Below are 16998 nucleotides of genomic sequence, written 5' to 3' on the forward strand. Positions count from 1 at the left end.
GAATTCTCCTCCTGTTCTAATAGGCAGACTGATAGATTTTTTGAATATCGTCCGTTGATAGGACTCTTGGATTATTTTTTAATAGTCTTGTAATTTGTGAGGCATCCTCAGCCATTGAACGGAGGTCTTCTTCAGGAATATCAAAGCTGCGCAAGCCTGTTGGAATATTAACCATCGCACTTAAAGCTCTCATTGTTTCCACTGCAAGGTCAGCAGCCTCGTTATCTGAAAGCCCCGCTGTGTTCTGTCCAAGGGCTTCGGCAATATCACGGAAGCGCTCGGCACAGGCAATTTTATTCCATTCCATTACATATGGAAGCAACAACGCGTTGCTGACTCCATGGGCAATATGGTACCTTCCGCCAAGCGGGTAAGCAAGTGCATGGACAGCACCAACCCCGGCATTTCCGAATGCCATGCCAGCCATTAAGCTTGCGGTCGCCATATTTTCTCTTGCCTCAATATGGTTTGGATTGGCGTACGCTTTCGGAAGGTACTTTGCAATCATCTTGATAGCCCCAATAGCAAGCGCATCTGTAATTGGGGACGCGTTGACCGAGATATACGCTTCAATGGCATGGACAAGTGCATCGATGCCGCTTGCCGCTGTTACTGATTTCGGCATTGTCAGGGTCATTTCCGGTGAGACAATCGCTACATCCGGAAGCAGATAATCACTAACAATCCCTTTTTTCAACTGTGCTTCTGTATCCGACAGGATGGCAATATTGGTTACTTCTGAACCTGTGCCGGCTGTTGTCGGGATCGCAATAATGGGAGCTCCTTTTTTTGGAACATGGTCTGTTCCGAACAGCTGTTCAATCGGACCGTCAAAACGAGCGAAGCCGGAAACCGCCTTGGCAATATCAATAGCGCTTCCGCCGCCTAGAGCGATTAGGCCGTCATGGCCGCCGGATGTAAAGACCCCTTTACATTCTTCAACGAGAGCAATTTCCGGTTCAGGCTTAACTCCTGTATACACGCCATGCGGAAGCCCTTTCAAAAGTGTGATGATTTTATCAACCACACCGATTTTTTCTAAAATTTCATCAGTGACAATCAGCGGGTTCTTCATATTTAACCGTGTCGCTTCTTCTAGGAGTTTTTCAGTGGCACCGTTACCGGTAATCAGTTTATTAGCAATTTTAAAAGTTGAAATAAGATTCATCGTATATTCTTCCCCTTTCGTTGTTCGCTAATATTATTGCAAGAAACGTGCCAAAATTTAAAATTCAACAAAAAGACTGATAGGTAAACGGTTTCTATTTTTTAATTGTTCACAGATGCGTCACAAATGATTAAAAAAATAATCAAACAATACAGTTTGATTATTTTTTTAATCGGAAAAATTCCACTTTTTCATTTTTTGGACGATGGTTGCCTGGCTAACTTCTAATGCTTCGGCGGCTTTCCTCGTTGTCTTGTATGTTTTTAATGCTTTTTTAATTAAATCTCTTTCCAACTGCTCAACGGCAGCCTTTAACGGCAAGTCTTCGTTTGGACTGCTAAATGAGTGATTTTCCTTTTCTCGGAACTCCTCTGGTAAATCACGCAAGCCGATTTCATCGTGTAGGCTTGTCACTACAATTCTTTCCATTACATTCATCAGATGCCGAATGTTTCCCGGCCAATGATAGTCGCAGAGCCGATCCAGGGCCTCGATGGAAAGGCTCTTGGCCATTTTATATTTGGAGTTAAATACCTGCAAGTAATGGTCGATTAATGGAATTAGCTCCTTTTTTCGCTCCCGGAGCGGTGGTATGGTAATAGGAACAACACTTAACCGGTAATATAAATCCTCACGGAATTTTCCGTCCTCCACCATTTTCTTCAAGTTTTTATGAGTGGCAGCAATAATCCGGACATCGACTTCCTTCGTTTTCGTGGAGCCGACTGGAATAAATTTTTGCTCATCCATCACCTTTAACAGCTTTACCTGCAGCTCAAGGGGCAGGTCCCCGATTTCATCGAGGAAAAGTGTCCCTTGGTCAGCTATTTCCATAAGCCCCTTTTTCCCCTTCGTGCTTGCGCCGGTAAAAGCCCCTGCTTCATAGCCGAACAACTCTGCTTCAATCAAATTTGGCGGGAAGGCACCACAATTTAGTTCGATAAAGCTGCGGCCTGCGCGCTTGCTGTTTTTATGGATATACTTGGCAACTAGTGTTTTGCCAACACCGGTTTCCCCTAGCAGCAATACCTTCACATCTGTTTTAGCGACATGCATCGCAAGATTATATACCTTGGCCGTTTCCTCGGTGATCACAATGGATTCGAGGTTATGCCCGTTCTGGTTCATGTCCTCGGTCGACTTCCGCAGATCCCTAATTTCCTGGAGGTCTTCAATTTCAAGCTTTAGCTGAATCAGTTCTGTAATATCGCGGACATTGTTGATGACATAGACGACTTCATTGTTTTCACCGAAAATAGGCGTTCCTGAAACAATCACTTTCCTTTTGTTTTGAAGTGTCTGCATCATGGTAATGGGACGCTTTTCTTTAATAACCTGTGTCGATACAGATTTAGATATGTAGCCTGCATTCACAAGCTCGTCCATATGTAAACCGATTATCTGGATCGCTTTGATTCCTGTGATTCGTTCATATGCCTTATTTATTTTAATGGTGATTCCGTTTCCGTCTGTAATATAAATACCATCATAAGAGGAATCGATGACATCTGTAAAAACTTTGCTTGAAATCAGCTTGTCGTATTCCGATTCCTTGGCTTTACGGTGTTCAGGTTTAAAGCGGCTGTCGGGCGTTGTGCCCATCAGCTTTTCAATTGACTCGTGCACTTTCCCTTTTTGAATGGCCTCATTTAAATCGTTTAACGTAAAGACGCCAACTGTTTCTCCAGAATCATCGACTACTTCAATCATTTCCTCACTAGTTGAAGTGAAGAGAAACATCGCCTGCTGCACAGAATCAGTCGCTTTTAGTTTCATATTTTCACCAGCTTTATCTATTATCTTTTATATCTTATTTTACTATAATCCTTTCTTGTGTTAAGTCACAGGATTTACCAGCGTATCAATGGATTTATGTATCACTTTTTTCAAAAAAAAATGCCAGGATTTCCTACTGGCTTTAAAAAGGCGGCTCTTAAAAAATACCTCTAAATAACCTGAAAAGAGCAATAATCAGCGCTATTCGAAGAATCAATCTTACTCTACGGCCTCTTATTAGTGATTCTAATACAAGAGAGTCACTGCCTACAGATAATAGTGTACCTCTATATGTGCCTTCTGTTGTAATAACTTCCACTTCTTGACCTACTAGACGATGAGCTTGGTTAACAAAATTTTCACCACTCATACTTGTCCACCACCTTTCTTATTACTATTAAATGCAGATTAGTAATAAAGGTATGGACATAAATACTAAAAAAATGAAAATTATTTTAATAGAATTCAGGAAAAATGTTTTATCCGAACCAAACTTTTATGGAACTCAAGTTGAAATCGGTAAAGTGCAAAAGTGTGTGTGGCAGGGATGGATATTTTTTCTATCCTTGCTTGTTGGATAATAGAGGGGAATTTGGGGAACCTATCAGTAACTCTGTTTGAATGAATGGTGGTTATTTATCATATGGAATGGGATTATATTTGGAAGGTACGTAAAATGGGCAACTCTCGAACCAAATGGGCAATTAGGTTTTGAGTTGAAGCACGATGCTCAACCTGTAACGAAAAAGGAATTTGAAGATTTCAAACAAACAATGGTTAATTTGCTCCCTAGTAATTCGCAAATTACTCATATAATTGAAATTTTAAACCTACTAAATAAACAGCACCAGGTCGAAAGCCAAGAGGACATTTTCCAAGAAGTTAAGAATAATGATCATATTGTCCCCTTGCCAAAGCATTTACAATAACAGAATCTGTCCCTCGCTTCTGCTGCAATCGTTGCAGCTTTTTTTCATCGTTTTTTGCCAATAACAAATCCTGGCATAGCTGTTTCTCCGACAAGTTGTACTACTTATACATTTCATTGTCTAAAATAATCACATTCTCATTGAATGGGGTTTTTCCAACTTCTTTCGTATTTTCAACCAACCGATAAATATTATCACAGCATTGCTTGGCACCTCTCACTAGTAACGGTACGCCAATAAAGTCTATCTTCAAGCCTCTCGAAAAAAATCCCCCAAAAGACATAGAAAGCGGTACGGTTGGTGAGGTATTGGAAAAAACGATTTTTTCATCAAATTGAAATTTCTCATGAAGTAGTAAAATCATTTCCTTCATCGCTGGTACAACGAGTTTGTTCCTTTTACGGCCGATCGTATAAACTTTGTTCCCATCCTCATCCGTACCATGAAAAATGAGCTTTCCAAAATCTTTTTTTGTCAGTTTGTTAAAATACTTTACATTTAATATTTCTTCGGTAGTTAGTTTTCTTTCCGACTGAGGTAATTGATTTAAATGATAGGCGGCAGCCAAAGAAGTAGTATGTGTACCGCCATAGTCGTTATAAATATAGATCATGGGGGATTCTCCCTAACATATTTTATCTATATTTAATATGGCTATTTGTTCCATTTTTTAACCAATGTTTTATTTTAAAAATTTGGATCAACATTTAATAATATTTTCCCTTTATTTAGCCTATTTTCCATTAGGGTTTGGGCCTCTGCCGCCTCTTCCAGATTGTATTCATGTCCCACTTTAATATTCAGTTGGTTATTCACTAAAAGTGGAAACACTTCTTCAGCCGTTTCTTTTAATAAATGCGGCCTTAGCTTTCTCGTTGTCCCTAGACTAAAACCCAATACATTTCTACAGCTAGCATGTAAATCTACTGTTTTTATATTTCCTATATGACCGCTGGAATTACCGAAGTGGACCAACCTGCCATACGGCGCTAAACAATTAAAGCTATTTTCCGTGACGGCGCCAGAAATGGAATCGAGAACAATATCCACCCCCTGCCCATTAGTGATCTCATTTACAATGGGCGCGAAATCTTCCTCCTCATAGCAAATAACAAAGTCCGCTCCGCTTTCTTTAGCCGTGGTTATTTTATCCCTGCTGCCAACAGTCCCAATGATCTTTTCTGCTCCTAATATCTTGGCAACTTGGATGGCAGTTGTCCCTACTCCGCCAGCAGCCGAATGTACTAATACCGTTTCTCCCTTTTGAATGGCAGCGATATTTTTCAATAAACGATAGGACAAAAAAGACACAATCGGACAAGCTGCTGCTGTCTTGAAATCCAATTCATCTGGAATGGGAAAGACTAATTGGCCCGATGCCACAACATATTCCGCATACGAACCATCTTTCGGAAAGGCGATGACTCTTTGTCCTTCTGCAAGCCCCGATACCTTGCTCCCTATCTTTTCAATAAAGCCTGTGGCATCTAAACCTGGGATAAATGGGAGGGAAGCTCCCTTTTGGCCGTATCTTGATTTAATATCAGCGAAGTTCACACTAGTTTTCACAACTCTAATTAGAACTTCGTTTTCATCTATAACTGGCATTTCAACATCTACGTATTTTAGGTTCTCTGTACCGCCAAAGCCGGTGACGACTATCGCTTTCATTTCGTTTTCCCCTCTCTGTTCCCTTTTACATTTACTGTATTTCCTGCCATTTGCAATTGTCAAGAAACAAACGAACACCCACTGCCTACAATGGCAGCGGGTTCCTCGTAAACTATTTATGCGATTCTAGCTTATTAGCCCCTATTTGGATGCTCCCGTCATTTATAAGCTGTTCTATTTGTTCTTTGTTATAACCAAGTTTGCCTAATATCTCCTCTGTGTTCTCGCCCAGTTTAGGCGGAGCTTTATGAATGGCTACAGGCGATTCACTTAGCTCAAAAGGCAGTCTTGGCAGTTTGAAATTATTAATGGACGAATGAGAAACATCTGTAAACATCTTGATCGCTTCTGTCTGCTGATCCTGGACCACTTCCGATATTTTCTTAACCTTTGAGCTCGGGACTCCCGCATCTACTAATAACTGTACCCATTCGTCCGCCGTTTTAGCTTGGAGAATGTTTTCAATCGCCACTCTTAAATTTTCTCGATGTTCTACCCGATCAGGGTTATTTTTGTAGCGCGGATCCTCGACCCATTCTTCCTTTCCGAGCACCTTACATAAACGTTTGAATAAGGAATTATTGGAGATTCCGATGATAACAGGTGCGTCGCTTGCATGGAAGGCCCCGTATGGTGCAAAAGCTGTATGACCAGCACCGTTTTTCTTAGGTTCATTTCCTGTCGCAAGCCATGACAGCATGTGATAGCCGACCCAGAAGACGCCGGTTTCATAAAGGGAAGTAGTGACTAATTGTCCTTCTCCCGTCTTTTGTTTATGAAAAAGTGCCGAAATGACCCCAATGGCTCCCCACATCGCACTCCCTTGGTCGAGGACCGATACTGGAACACGGGCAATCTCTGCCCCTTCCGCACCGTTAATTCCAATAATGCCTGAATCTGCTTGGGCAATGGCATCGTAACCGGGGCGGTCGCAAAGTGGACCATCTTGGCCATACGCTGATAATGAGCAATAGACCAACGAAGGATTCAGTTCTTTTAGTTTTTCATAACCAAGGCCCATTTTTTCTGCTTTTTGATATCGGAAGTTTTCAACAAAAACGTCTGCCGTCTTGACAAGATCGTACACAATCTCTAGGCCGCTTTCCTTTTTTAAATCGATGACGACCGACTGTTTATTACGGTTAATATGAAGGAAATAAACACCTTCCCCTTCCCAAAAAGGTCCCATCCCTCTTGAATCGTCACCAATACCGGGTCTTTCAATCTTAATAATCTCTGCGCCTAAATCGGCTAAAATCATCGTTAAACTTGGCCCTGAAACATTCGTTGTTACATCCACCACTCGAATGCCGCTTAATGGTCCTGGCATCTTGGCTCCCCCTTTTCAAAGAGAGGACCCATCTGAAAAAGGTCCTCGAGATGTTATTTTAGAATGAACGCGGTAATCCAAGGACATGCTGTCCAACATAGCTTACAACCAGGTTATTGGTAATCGGCGCTACTATAAACAAACGTGCTTCCCTAAATTTCCGTTCGATATTATATTCTTTTGCAAAACCATAGCCGCCGAATGTATCCATTGCGGCATTCGCTGCGCGCCAGGTTGCTTCAGATGCCAGATATTTTGACATGTTCGCCTCGGCCCCGCAATCCATTCCAGCATCAAACATTTCAGCTGCCTTATCTCTCATCAATTTAGCGGCTTGGATATCCATATAGCCTTTAGAAATCGGGAATTGGACCCCTTGGTTTTTCCCAATTGGACGGCCAAAGACTACGCGCTCATTAGCATATTGGACTGCTTTATCAACAAAGTACATGCCATCCCCGATCGATTCAGAGGCGATGAGAATTCTCTCTGCATTCATTCCGCCTAGCACATAGCGGAAGCCTTTTCCTTCTTCCCCAATTCGATTCTCAACCGGAATTTCTGCCCCTTCAAAAAATACTTCTGTTGTCGCATGATTGATCATCGTATCAATCGGGCGGATGTCGATTTTATCCGCTTGTTCCTTCATGTCTAAAATAAACAGGCTTAACCCATCAGTCTTTTTCGCTACTTGGTCTTTTGGAGTCGTTCTAGCTAATAACAACATTAAATCGGAATGCGCCGCTCTTGATGTCCAGATTTTTTGACCATGAACCACGTATTTGTCTCCGACTCTTTCAGCAAAGGTTTGGATGCTGGTTGTATCGCTTCCAGCGGTAGGTTCGGTGATGCCGAATGCTTGCAGGCGAAGTTCGCCGCTCGCGATTTTAGGAAGATATCTTCGTTTCTGGTCCTCATTCCCATGGCGGAGAAGAGCGCCCATGGTATACATTTGAGCGTGGCAGGCACCGGAGTTGCCGCCTGAGCGATTGATTTCCTCTAAAATGATGCAAGCTTCCGTCATTCCTAGTCCAGCACCGCCGTATTCTTCGGGAATTAATACGGATAACCATCCCTCTTCGGTTAGCGCTTGGACAAAGGCGGTAGGATAGGCATCTTTTTCATCAGTTTCCCGCCAGTATTCTTCTGGAAAGCGCTCACATAAGGAACGAACGCTTTTCCGGATCATTTCGTGTTCTGTGTTTTCTACTAGTTTTGTATTTGACATTTTTAGGTACCTCCAAGTCATTTTCATTTTTCTTTGGGAAATGGTCTTGCGACAGTAAATTCAGTCTATACGACAGTTATTCCGCTTTATCCGACAGTAAAGCCGGCTTATGCGACAGTTACTCCAGTCTATATGACAGTTACGTTCTCCCGCGACAGTTAATCTCGCCTATCCGACAGTTATCCTGGTTTATGCGACAGTAAACTCGATTTATCCGACAGTAACCCCGGTCCATACGAGAGTAAGGCACCATCATCCGAGAGTAGCCGCCCCAAACCTGAGCCTAGAGCTACCCCTTATCGCCCTTTCCACTCCGGAGCACGCTTCTCATTAAAGGCATAAATGCCTTCCAACCGGTCCTCTGAGTTCGCACATCTATAGTAAGCTTCTAATTCTAAAACAAGGCCCGTGGTTAAATCGGTTTCAGTCCCTTTATTAACCGCTTTCTTTAAGGCTTTTAAGGATAGCGGTGCATTCATCGCAATAGTTTCAGCTAGTTTAATTGTTTCCTCCAAGAGCGCTTCCCTCTCAAAAACATGGTTAATTAGTCCCCATTGCTTACCTTCTTCAGCGGAAATTCGTTTTCCGGTATACAACATTTCCTTCGCTAACCCAATTGGAAGAATACGAGGAAGCAATTGAGAGCCGCCGATGCCAGGAATTAATCCTAGTTTTGCCTCCGGCAGCCCGAGTCCGACACCCTCAGCTGCGGTACGAATGTCACAGCTTAGCGACATTTCAAGGCCGCCACCCAGTGCATAGCCATTAATGGCAACAATCACCGGATACGGGAATTCGCGGATAAACTCGGTCACTTTTTCAAAATAATCATGCTGTTTCTTCCAGTCCTTCTGGGACATGCCGTTCCGCTCTTTCAGGTCGGCACCCACACAAAAGCTCTTTGTACCTGAACCAGTGAGCACTAAAACCCGGACTGTTTCATCGTATTTTAATTCCTCAAAAGCTTGGATTAATTCCAATGCCATTTTTGTGTTCAACGCGTTCATGGATTCTGGACGGTTCAAGGTTAAAACCGCGATACCTTGATGGCTATCCGCTCGCTCTAATTTGATAGTTTCATAGGTTTTGACTAGCATATATGCTCATCTCCTTAACATAAAGAACCTGAAGTTTTATTGGGTACAGGGTACATGCGTGAGCTTTTCCCTGCTTTTGCGACTTGCCCTGGCAAGTCATGTTCTAGTAATTCCCCCAGCCGATGGGAAGCTTCGATTAAACTATCAAGATCGATAGAAGTACTGATGCCCATCTCTTCTAACATATGGACCACATCCTCCGTGCAAACATTCCCAGTTGCACCAGGAGCGAATGGACAGCCGCCAATCCCGCCTAAGGATGCGTCGAAAACGGTGATCCCTGCTTCTAAACCGGCAAGGATATTGGCAAGCCCCATTCCCCTTGTATTGTGGAAGTGGCAGCCAAACTCAGCATTCTTCCATTCAGTCGCAACTTCCCTCGTCAATTGATAGACTTGTTTCGGATTTGCCATTCCTGTTGTGTCTGCTAATGTAATTCTTTTGATGTTATGTAAGAGAAGCTGTTCAATGAGATTCATGATGCGGTGCGGCGGGACTGTGCCTTCAAAGGGACAGCCAAATGAGGTGGCAACTGTAACGTTAAGATTTAAATCGTTATCTGATGCAAATTGCGCTAAATGCTTGAAGTTTTCCAATGACTGTTCGGTGGTCTGCCGAACATTTTGTTCGTTATGCGTATTACTTGCTGAAAAAACATAATTAACGGACTTTACACCTGTTTGTTTGGCTAACTCAAGCCCCTTTAAATTAGGTACGAGAGCTGTGAGGTTCATTTCAGGAAAAGACTTTAAATGCTCATAAAATGCAGCAGTATTTGCCATTTGCGGGACGAGTTTTGGATGCACGAATGAACCAAATTCAATTTGGGATATATTTGCCTTATGTAATAAAGAAAAAATCTCGACTTTTTCATCCACCGTTAATACTTTTGACTCTAACTGAAGCCCATCCCGTAAGCCAACTTCGTAAATCGTGACTTGATCAGCTAATTTCATCGGATTCGGTTCCTCCATCCGGAAAATGATGTTTTTGTATATAAATAGGATACTGTATCCAAAATACAATTTCAATAGTTTTTCGAATATTCATAAATTTAATTCAAAGATGCCGACCTTAACTGTCAGCACCTTTTACTTGGTTTTGCTCAAAAAATTGCTGTTTTCCGATTTTGTAAAAGTCATTTCCGTCACTATCAATGATGACCACGGCCGGAAAGTTACTAATCGTTAATTTATAAATTGCTTCTGGGCCCAGGTCTTCGTAAGCGACTACTTCTACAGATTGAATGGTTCTAGCAATCAGTGCTCCGGAACCGCCGATGGCAGCAAAATAAACGGCTTTATTTTGCTTCATCGATTCGATGACTTCTTCACTGCGGTAGCCTTTTCCAATCATTCCTTTTAAACCAAGTTCCAATAATGACGGAGTATATTTGTCCATCCGGCCGCTGGTAGTCGGGCCTGCTGAACCAATCACTGCCCCTGGCTTGGCGGGGGTTGGCCCGACATAATAGATGGTTTGCCCGGCCACATCAAAAGGCAGTTCTTCCCCCTTTTGCAGCGTTTCGAACATTCTTTTATGGGCAGCATCCCTAGCTGTATATATGGTTCCGCTTAATAATACTCGATCACCCGCTTTTAATTTCAATAATTCTTGTTCGGATATTGGATTGGTGATGTGAATAGCTGACACTGATGATCCCCCCTAAATTCTGACCTCTTTATGCCTGCTGGCATGACAATTCAAATTCACAGCGACGGGCAGCGCGGCAATATGACAAGGTTCAATTTCGATTTTCACATCAAGAGCCGTTGTATTCCCTCCCATTCCTTGCGGGCCAATACCCAGCTCATTGATTTTTCCCATCAATTCCTTCTCCAGCTCCGCGATTTCCGGCCGTTCACTGCGATGACCAATTGGCCTAAATAACGACTTCTTCGCTAAATAAGCACAGCGCTCGAAATTCCCGCCAATCCCGACTCCAACCACTAACGGTGGACATGCATTCGGCCCTGCCTGGGCGACAATGCTTAAAATATAGTCCTTGATTCCGTCCAAGCCATCAGCCGGCTTCAACATCTTTAAGGCACTCATATTTTCACTGCCACCGCCTTTGGCAGACATATGTATGACCAGGTCCTCACCCGGTACCAATTCAATATGAATAATCGACGGTGTATTATAGCCCTTACTCTTTTCCCTTGTGATCGGATGGTCAACAATTGAGTGTCTTAAATAGCCCTCTTCGTACCCTTTCTTAACCCCTTCATTAATGGCATCGTAGAGACTGCCGCCGCTAATGTGGCAATCTTGACCGACTTCGACAATAAAAACGGAAACTCCTGTATCCTGACACATCGGCACACGCTCGGACCTAGCGATATCAGCATTCTGCAGCAATTGCTCTAAAATGTCTTTCCCCGTTTCGGAGGTTTCTTTTTTCAAGGCAGCTTGAAAGGCTTGAATAACATCCTGGCCCAGCTCAAAATTGGCCTCTTGGCACAAGTTGGCCACCTGATTGACAATCTCTTCATAATAAATCGTTCGCACAGCCATCTTCCCCTTTATGTTTAAAAAGTTACGTCCTTTCACTCACGATTTCTTGCCTGAATTCAATAGTTTTTCCTTTAATAACAAGGTTTCCTTCCCATTGTTTCTGTTCTTCTTTTACATCCTGAAGGATATGGGCCCCTCTGCTTTCTTTCCTCCTCGCTCCAGCAAATGCGGCTGCCCATGCTGCCCGAACTTTATCTTGGAGTTGAAGTGCCGTGACTCCTATTTCCTCAGTTAATCCCGCCGCCAGCAGGTCTAATTCTTTTTCCGCCTGTTTTAAGGAACTAGTGGTTCTTTCGATTCCAACCAGGCTCCACATGATATCCTTTAGGCGATGTGATACCTCCAACTCATTTCCATTAGGTAAAGTGTTTTCTGCTAAAGCTGGGATCTCGAACGCTTTTGGAACAGGCACACCTTCTCGAGCCGCGATTGTGCCGGTCCGATGCCCAAACACAAGTGCTTCTGTCAGGGAACCTCCTCCAAGCCGGTTCGCCCCGTGGAGCCCGCCAGTTGTTTCACCGCAGGCATATAAACCTCGTAAACTAGTTCTGCCCCATTCGTCTACCTTGATCCCGCCCATGCAATAATGCTGAACAGGGTACATCTTCCATTCCCCTTGATATCCTTTTTTAATAAGCCGATATACATATGGACTGTCCTTCTCTAAATCCTCCTTAGAAACATTAGATAGTTCAAGGTACACATCGTTTTGCTTGAACATTTCGTAGCTTAGGATATCACGTGTTTCGAGTTCTTTTCTTGGAAAATCCTCCATAAACCGTACCGCACTCTTATTTAATAGGACAGCTCCTTTTCCAAAAATCCTTGTCATAACATCGACGTTCGCGGGATGCTGCAGCCGATACGGATAAAACTGAACAAACTCCATATCGACAAGTTCGGCTCCATGTCTCCACGCCATGCCAATCCCCTCTCCTGATACATCCTTGGGATTATCAGTAGACGCATAAAGCCCTCCGAAACCGCCAGTTGCAAGAATCGTTGAAGATGCGTAAAAAGCATGTAATTCCGCTGCCTTTTCAACAACCACACCAACAACCACTTGGTCCACCTTGATTAAATCAATCAAGGTGGACTGCTCGAATAATTCCACGCCGATTTCCAACGCGTATTGTCTTAATACCTTTGTTGTGTTTTTTCCGAGGCCATTTGCAGCATAAACCCTGCGCGGAAAAGAGTGTCCGGGCGTACTGATTTTCCGCTCTCGTTCCAAGGGGATGCCGAATTTACTCTCTAGCTCATTAACCCTGACTGTGCAGTCCTCTGCCAAGATTCTCGCTAACTTTGGATTTGATAGATTTCGGGAGCCGCGAATAATATCTTCGAAAAAGGTTTCAGGCGAATCCCCTGTTGAAAAAATGGCTGATTGGACGCCATCTGAAATAACGGATGAACCGCCGAATCCCGCTTTCCCTTTGGTGATTATGGCAACACGTGCCCCTTCTTCCCTGGCCGCTATCGCTGCGGCAAGGGCGGCCTGTCCCCCGCCAATCACGATGACATCAACATTCATGGGCATTTTTCAAATCACTCCCAATAATTTAGTTCGATATGAGATAAGGATATCCTCCATTACTGCTGTAAATGGCTGATTTCTTGTTTTCTCAGCCATTCCCTTGTGTTGATTGAATCTAATTTAAAAATCGCTTCCACTTCTTCTTCAGGATGTTCTAATTTTTCAGCAGTCATCATGATAAACTTCTGGATTAGTTCCTCTTTTGTGGCCATTTTTTCAGGGTCACCCTTTGGATAATCGGTTGCTTGTTCAAAGATCTCTCCGTTTCTAAGAGCGAGTTCGACTTTGGCGCCCCATTTTTCCGGATAGGCTCCTTCATAATAGGCATCGACGACTACATCTACTTTTTCCATAAGATTTAAAATCTCGGAATCTTGTAAGCTCTCATTAGTAAAATCCCGTAACGAAGCGGAGCCCCTTACAGCGGCAAGTGCAGCGCAAAACTGACTGCTGAATTTACAGGCGTAGATACTGTCAGGGTTTGGTTTGTCGGTAATATGCAGGACGGTTTGATAAGTCTTAATCGTGATTCTATCAATCTGTTGATACGCAATAGAATGTTCATTCATGATGTCGAGGATACAATCGATGGCTGGATGGGTATGGCGGCATGAAGCATGGATCTTAAAGCTGTTCTCGATGATCTTCCATTCATGCCCAAGATTCTTCGTGATTTTCGATGGGTCTGCCGATTCAGCCATCGCTTCAAAGAACCCTCTTTTTCCTTCTAAAATTTTTGTGGCAGCCGTGAAGTTCTTTTTCGCAAGGAGAGCAGCAAGTGTCCCGTTGTAGGCTGCTTTAGCGGTGTGCAATTGTTTGGTGTTTGCCCCATCTTCGATAAATTCCCACAGTCCTGCCGCTTGAGTGCCGGCATTTCCGAGCGCGTGCATCGTTTGCTCCACATTTAAGTTTAATAGCTTCGCCACAGCTGCAGCGGATCCAAATGTACCGCAAGTGGCGGTATTATGCCAGAAATAATAGTGCGATGGCGACACAGCCTCTCCAATTCGGTAACAGACTTCATAGCCGGCGGCCACTGCGGTAATCAATTCTTTGCCGCTTAGGTTATAGGCTTCTGCTGCGGCAACAGCCGCCGGAATGACCACTGTGCCGGCATGTATTATAGAAGATTTATGAATATCGTCGAGCTCCACAATATGGCTGGAAGCGGCATTAACTAGGACTGCATTTCCTAATGAGGATTTTCCTCCCGTGACAAGACTAGCTTGTTCATGCCCGCCCCATTCTTCGACAAGCTCCTTCACCGCTTGAATAGGCGGCATGTCTTTTCCAGCGACGGCAGAGCCATACCAATCCAGGATACAAATTTTCGTAAATTCCACGACATGTTCAGGTAAATCTTCAAAACTCGTTTGGCACACATATTCAGCTAATCTTTTCGATAATGTCATTTTACTTCCCTCACATTCCTATTTTGGATATTGGATACAATTTTTTGAAAAAGAGAGGGCTATTTTTTTCCCTCTTCTTTTAATCTTTTCACTAACATATTGCCTGTTCGCGAAATATGATTGGAAACGAGATTCGCTGCAGTTTCTTTATCTCGGTTTAACACGGCATTTAAGATACTTCTGTGCTCCACATTCGATGTTTCCTTTTGGCCTTTTAAAATATGAGGAGTTTGCTGCGGCAGACCATTCCATAAGGTACTGATGAAGGAATTGAGCCGCTCCCAGCTGCTCCGCTTCATTAGTAGTCGATGAAATTCAATATTGTAACGGATAAAGTCATCCACATCTTCGCTCGCTTCCATTTGCTCTACCAAGGTAGTTAATTGTTGATGGTCTTCATCAGTTAAATGCTCCACACTTTGGTAGACAGCCATTTTTTCCAATTCTGTACGGAGAGCATATATCTCTTCGATATCTTTCACTTCAATCGACTTTACGACTGCCCCCTTATGCGGCTCAAGCTTGATCAGCCCTTCTGCTTCTAGTTTTTGCAGCGCTTCACGGATTGGCATCCGGCTGACACCCATCGCATCGGCAAGCTCCGATTGTTTAAGGCGTTGGCCTGGTTTTAACTCTCCTTTTAAAATGGCTTCGCGAATAATATTACATACTTTTAAATGCAAGGTATCTCTGTTTTCTATCATAAGTCGATTTTTCTCAAGCATATTTAAATACCTCTTATTATCCTATTTTTGAATAGGATACAGAATCCGTTTTCAATTGTCCATAGATTTGCAAATTTATTATTAATTTTTCCTATAGTAGTCCAAGCCAGTTCCACCAAGTAACCGCAATAACAAGCACAATGACACTCATTAGACCCGTTAACCACAATCCTGGTATGAGGAACTCCTTTTGCTGAATCCGGCCAGAGCTATAGACAATGATATTTGGTGTGGCTTCAACCACTAGAATATAGCCATGTAAACAGGCTATTGAGGCTGTCAAACAAATTAGCACAGGGTCTGCCCCTGCTTTCGTTGATAATCCGATAAAAATCGGAACAAGGGTGACGACTGCTGTTGAAACATTTGCTACTGCTAAATGAAGGATATGGGTAATTACGAGAATCGTGATGACGGCGACAACCGGTGAGTGGAGAAAGTAGAGAATCCAATCCGAACTTAAGCTTTCCCCAATCAGCTTGGCCGCTCCTGATTTATTGAAAGCATATCCTAGAGACAATGTTGCTCCCATCAGCAGGACGGTATCAAAATTTATTTTCACTAAATTTCCCCAGCTGGTGAAGCCGATTCCCGGTAATGCCATTAACACCACCCCAATCAGTGCAGGAACACTGGGGTGCAGCCCATGCAGGGGCTCTGTAAACCATAAGGCAACGATTATGAGGAGGATAGCTAAACACTTTTTCTCCTCAATATTTAACGCCCCTAATTCTCCCAGCTTACTTTCCAGTTCTTGTTGTACATGTGGAAAGTGCTTCTCTTCTTCTGTTAACGGGAAGCTTTTCAATAAGGTAAACCATAGGATTGGGATCATGATGAGCCAAATTGGGAAGGTATAGGTGAACCACTGAATATAGGTGATTTTAATCCCTACAAACTCTTTTAATAATTCCACCGTTAAAATATTCCCAATCGCAGCCGTCATCACCGCTGTACCGCTGACCGTCCCTCCGAAGGCCACACCAAGAAGAATCATTTTTCTAAGATTCCCTTTGGCCTTTTCTCCGATGGTATCTAGTGACATCGTCGCAATCGGAAGCATCAGCTGTGCCCGGACTGCAGCCGCCGGGATAAAAAAGGACTGGATTTGCGGAATGATAAGAATGCTTCCTAAGAGCCCTTTAGCCGTACCTCCCCATTTTGATAAAAAAAGATAGGCAATTCTTTTGGTGAGAGGTGTATCATTAACCCCTTTAGCCAACATCATCCCGCCAATGATCAGAAATACAGCAGGCGAAGCAAATCCACTATAGACGATATCCGTTGTGACTACCCCGAAAACAAGCATTAAGATTAGTAGAATTACTGCCGTTAAGCCAATCGGAATCGGCTCAAACGTCCAGTAGAATACACTCAGTACCAAACATGACAGCATCATTCTGGCTGATCCTGTATAGTTGGCGGGAAGGATGAAATAGACACCCACCATCAACGCGATGCCAAGAAGCAATAGGATGATTTTTTTTACTTCGATGGAAGACCTTTGCTTCGGCTTCGCTACAACATTTACTTTCACCCTTGTATTTGGGAAAGCCATAATTCTCTCCTTTTTTCGATAGAAATACATAATCACCTCAGGAACCTGAC

16 protein-coding genes are annotated in these 16998 nt (G+C 43.3%); 1 reads left to right on the forward strand and 15 read right to left on the reverse strand.

The window, feature by feature from the left end; all coding sequences use genetic code 11:
- Window positions 1-16: 16 nt before the first annotated feature.
- The 3 genes from ACZ5AE_RS17925 to ACZ5AE_RS17935 form a co-directional block, all read right to left on the reverse strand.
- Complete coding sequence (locus ACZ5AE_RS17925; RefSeq protein WP_464565967.1) at window positions 17-1168, reverse strand: iron-containing alcohol dehydrogenase; 1152 nt, start codon at window positions 1166-1168, stop codon at window positions 17-19.
- Between the two features lie 168 nt (window positions 1169-1336).
- Window positions 1337-2944: a sigma 54-interacting transcriptional regulator gene (locus ACZ5AE_RS17930; RefSeq protein WP_464565968.1), complete on the reverse strand. Its 1608-nt coding sequence runs from the start codon at window positions 2942-2944 to the stop codon at window positions 1337-1339.
- Window positions 2945-3101: 157 nt separating this feature from the next.
- Window positions 3102-3314 (reverse strand): hypothetical protein, encoded by a 213-nt coding sequence (locus ACZ5AE_RS17935; RefSeq protein WP_464565969.1) that lies wholly within the window; start codon window positions 3312-3314, stop codon window positions 3102-3104.
- A 247-nt stretch (window positions 3315-3561) separates the two neighbouring features.
- Between ACZ5AE_RS17935 and ACZ5AE_RS17940 the strand changes: the two genes are divergently transcribed.
- Window positions 3562-3873: a hypothetical protein gene (locus tag ACZ5AE_RS17940; RefSeq protein ID WP_464565970.1), complete on the forward strand. Its 312-nt coding sequence runs from the start codon at window positions 3562-3564 to the stop codon at window positions 3871-3873.
- Window positions 3874-3973: 100 nt separating this feature from the next.
- Here the strand turns inward: ACZ5AE_RS17940 and ACZ5AE_RS17945 are convergent, their stop codons facing one another.
- The 12 genes from ACZ5AE_RS17945 to ACZ5AE_RS18000 all read right to left on the reverse strand — a co-directional run bounded on the left by ACZ5AE_RS17945 (window position 3974) and on the right by ACZ5AE_RS18000 (window position 16948).
- Window positions 3974-4486 (reverse strand): DUF3189 family protein, encoded by a 513-nt coding sequence (locus ACZ5AE_RS17945; RefSeq protein ID WP_464565971.1) that lies wholly within the window; start codon window positions 4484-4486, stop codon window positions 3974-3976.
- Window positions 4487-4560: 74 nt separating this feature from the next.
- On the reverse strand, window positions 4561-5544 hold the full coding sequence (locus ACZ5AE_RS17950; protein WP_464565972.1) for a quinone oxidoreductase family protein: 984 nt from the start codon (window positions 5542-5544) through the stop codon (window positions 4561-4563).
- 112 nt (window positions 5545-5656) lie between these two features.
- Window positions 5657-6874 (reverse strand): CaiB/BaiF CoA transferase family protein, encoded by a 1218-nt coding sequence (locus tag ACZ5AE_RS17955; RefSeq protein ID WP_464565973.1) that lies wholly within the window; start codon window positions 6872-6874, stop codon window positions 5657-5659.
- A 58-nt stretch (window positions 6875-6932) separates the two neighbouring features.
- A complete protein-coding gene (locus ACZ5AE_RS17960; protein ID WP_464565974.1) occupies window positions 6933-8102 on the reverse strand; it encodes an acyl-CoA dehydrogenase family protein in 1170 nt (389 codons plus the stop codon).
- 296 nt (window positions 8103-8398) lie between these two features.
- Window positions 8399-9199 carry an enoyl-CoA hydratase/isomerase family protein gene (locus ACZ5AE_RS17965; protein WP_464565975.1) on the reverse strand — a complete coding sequence of 267 codons (801 nt, stop codon included), beginning with the start codon at window positions 9197-9199 and terminating at the stop codon, window positions 8399-8401.
- Between the two features lie 14 nt (window positions 9200-9213).
- On the reverse strand, window positions 9214-10155 hold the full coding sequence (locus ACZ5AE_RS17970; protein ID WP_464565976.1) for a hydroxymethylglutaryl-CoA lyase: 942 nt from the start codon (window positions 10153-10155) through the stop codon (window positions 9214-9216).
- Between the two features lie 118 nt (window positions 10156-10273).
- Entirely contained in the window at window positions 10274-10852 is a 579-nt protein-coding gene (locus ACZ5AE_RS17975; RefSeq protein WP_464565977.1) for a Fe-S-containing hydro-lyase, read from the reverse strand.
- A gap of 12 nt (window positions 10853-10864) precedes the next feature.
- The gene (locus ACZ5AE_RS17980; RefSeq protein ID WP_464565978.1) at window positions 10865-11710 is read right to left on the reverse strand and encodes a fumarate hydratase; all 846 of its coding nucleotides are present in this window, start codon (window positions 11708-11710) and stop codon (window positions 10865-10867) included.
- A gap of 28 nt (window positions 11711-11738) precedes the next feature.
- The gene (locus tag ACZ5AE_RS17985; protein WP_464565979.1) at window positions 11739-13256 is read right to left on the reverse strand and encodes an FAD-binding protein; all 1518 of its coding nucleotides are present in this window, start codon (window positions 13254-13256) and stop codon (window positions 11739-11741) included.
- Between the two features lie 53 nt (window positions 13257-13309).
- On the reverse strand, window positions 13310-14665 hold the full coding sequence (locus tag ACZ5AE_RS17990; RefSeq protein ID WP_464565980.1) for an MmgE/PrpD family protein: 1356 nt from the start codon (window positions 14663-14665) through the stop codon (window positions 13310-13312).
- A gap of 59 nt (window positions 14666-14724) precedes the next feature.
- A complete protein-coding gene (locus ACZ5AE_RS17995) occupies window positions 14725-15390 on the reverse strand; it encodes a GntR family transcriptional regulator (RefSeq protein WP_464565981.1) in 666 nt (221 codons plus the stop codon).
- Window positions 15391-15481: 91 nt separating this feature from the next.
- Window positions 15482-16948, reverse strand: a complete 1467-nt coding sequence (locus ACZ5AE_RS18000; RefSeq protein ID WP_464565982.1) for an SLC13 family permease — start codon at window positions 16946-16948, stop codon at window positions 15482-15484.
- Window positions 16949-16998: the final 50 nt, after the last annotated feature.

This window comes from Neobacillus sp. S1227, from assembly GCF_055385255.1.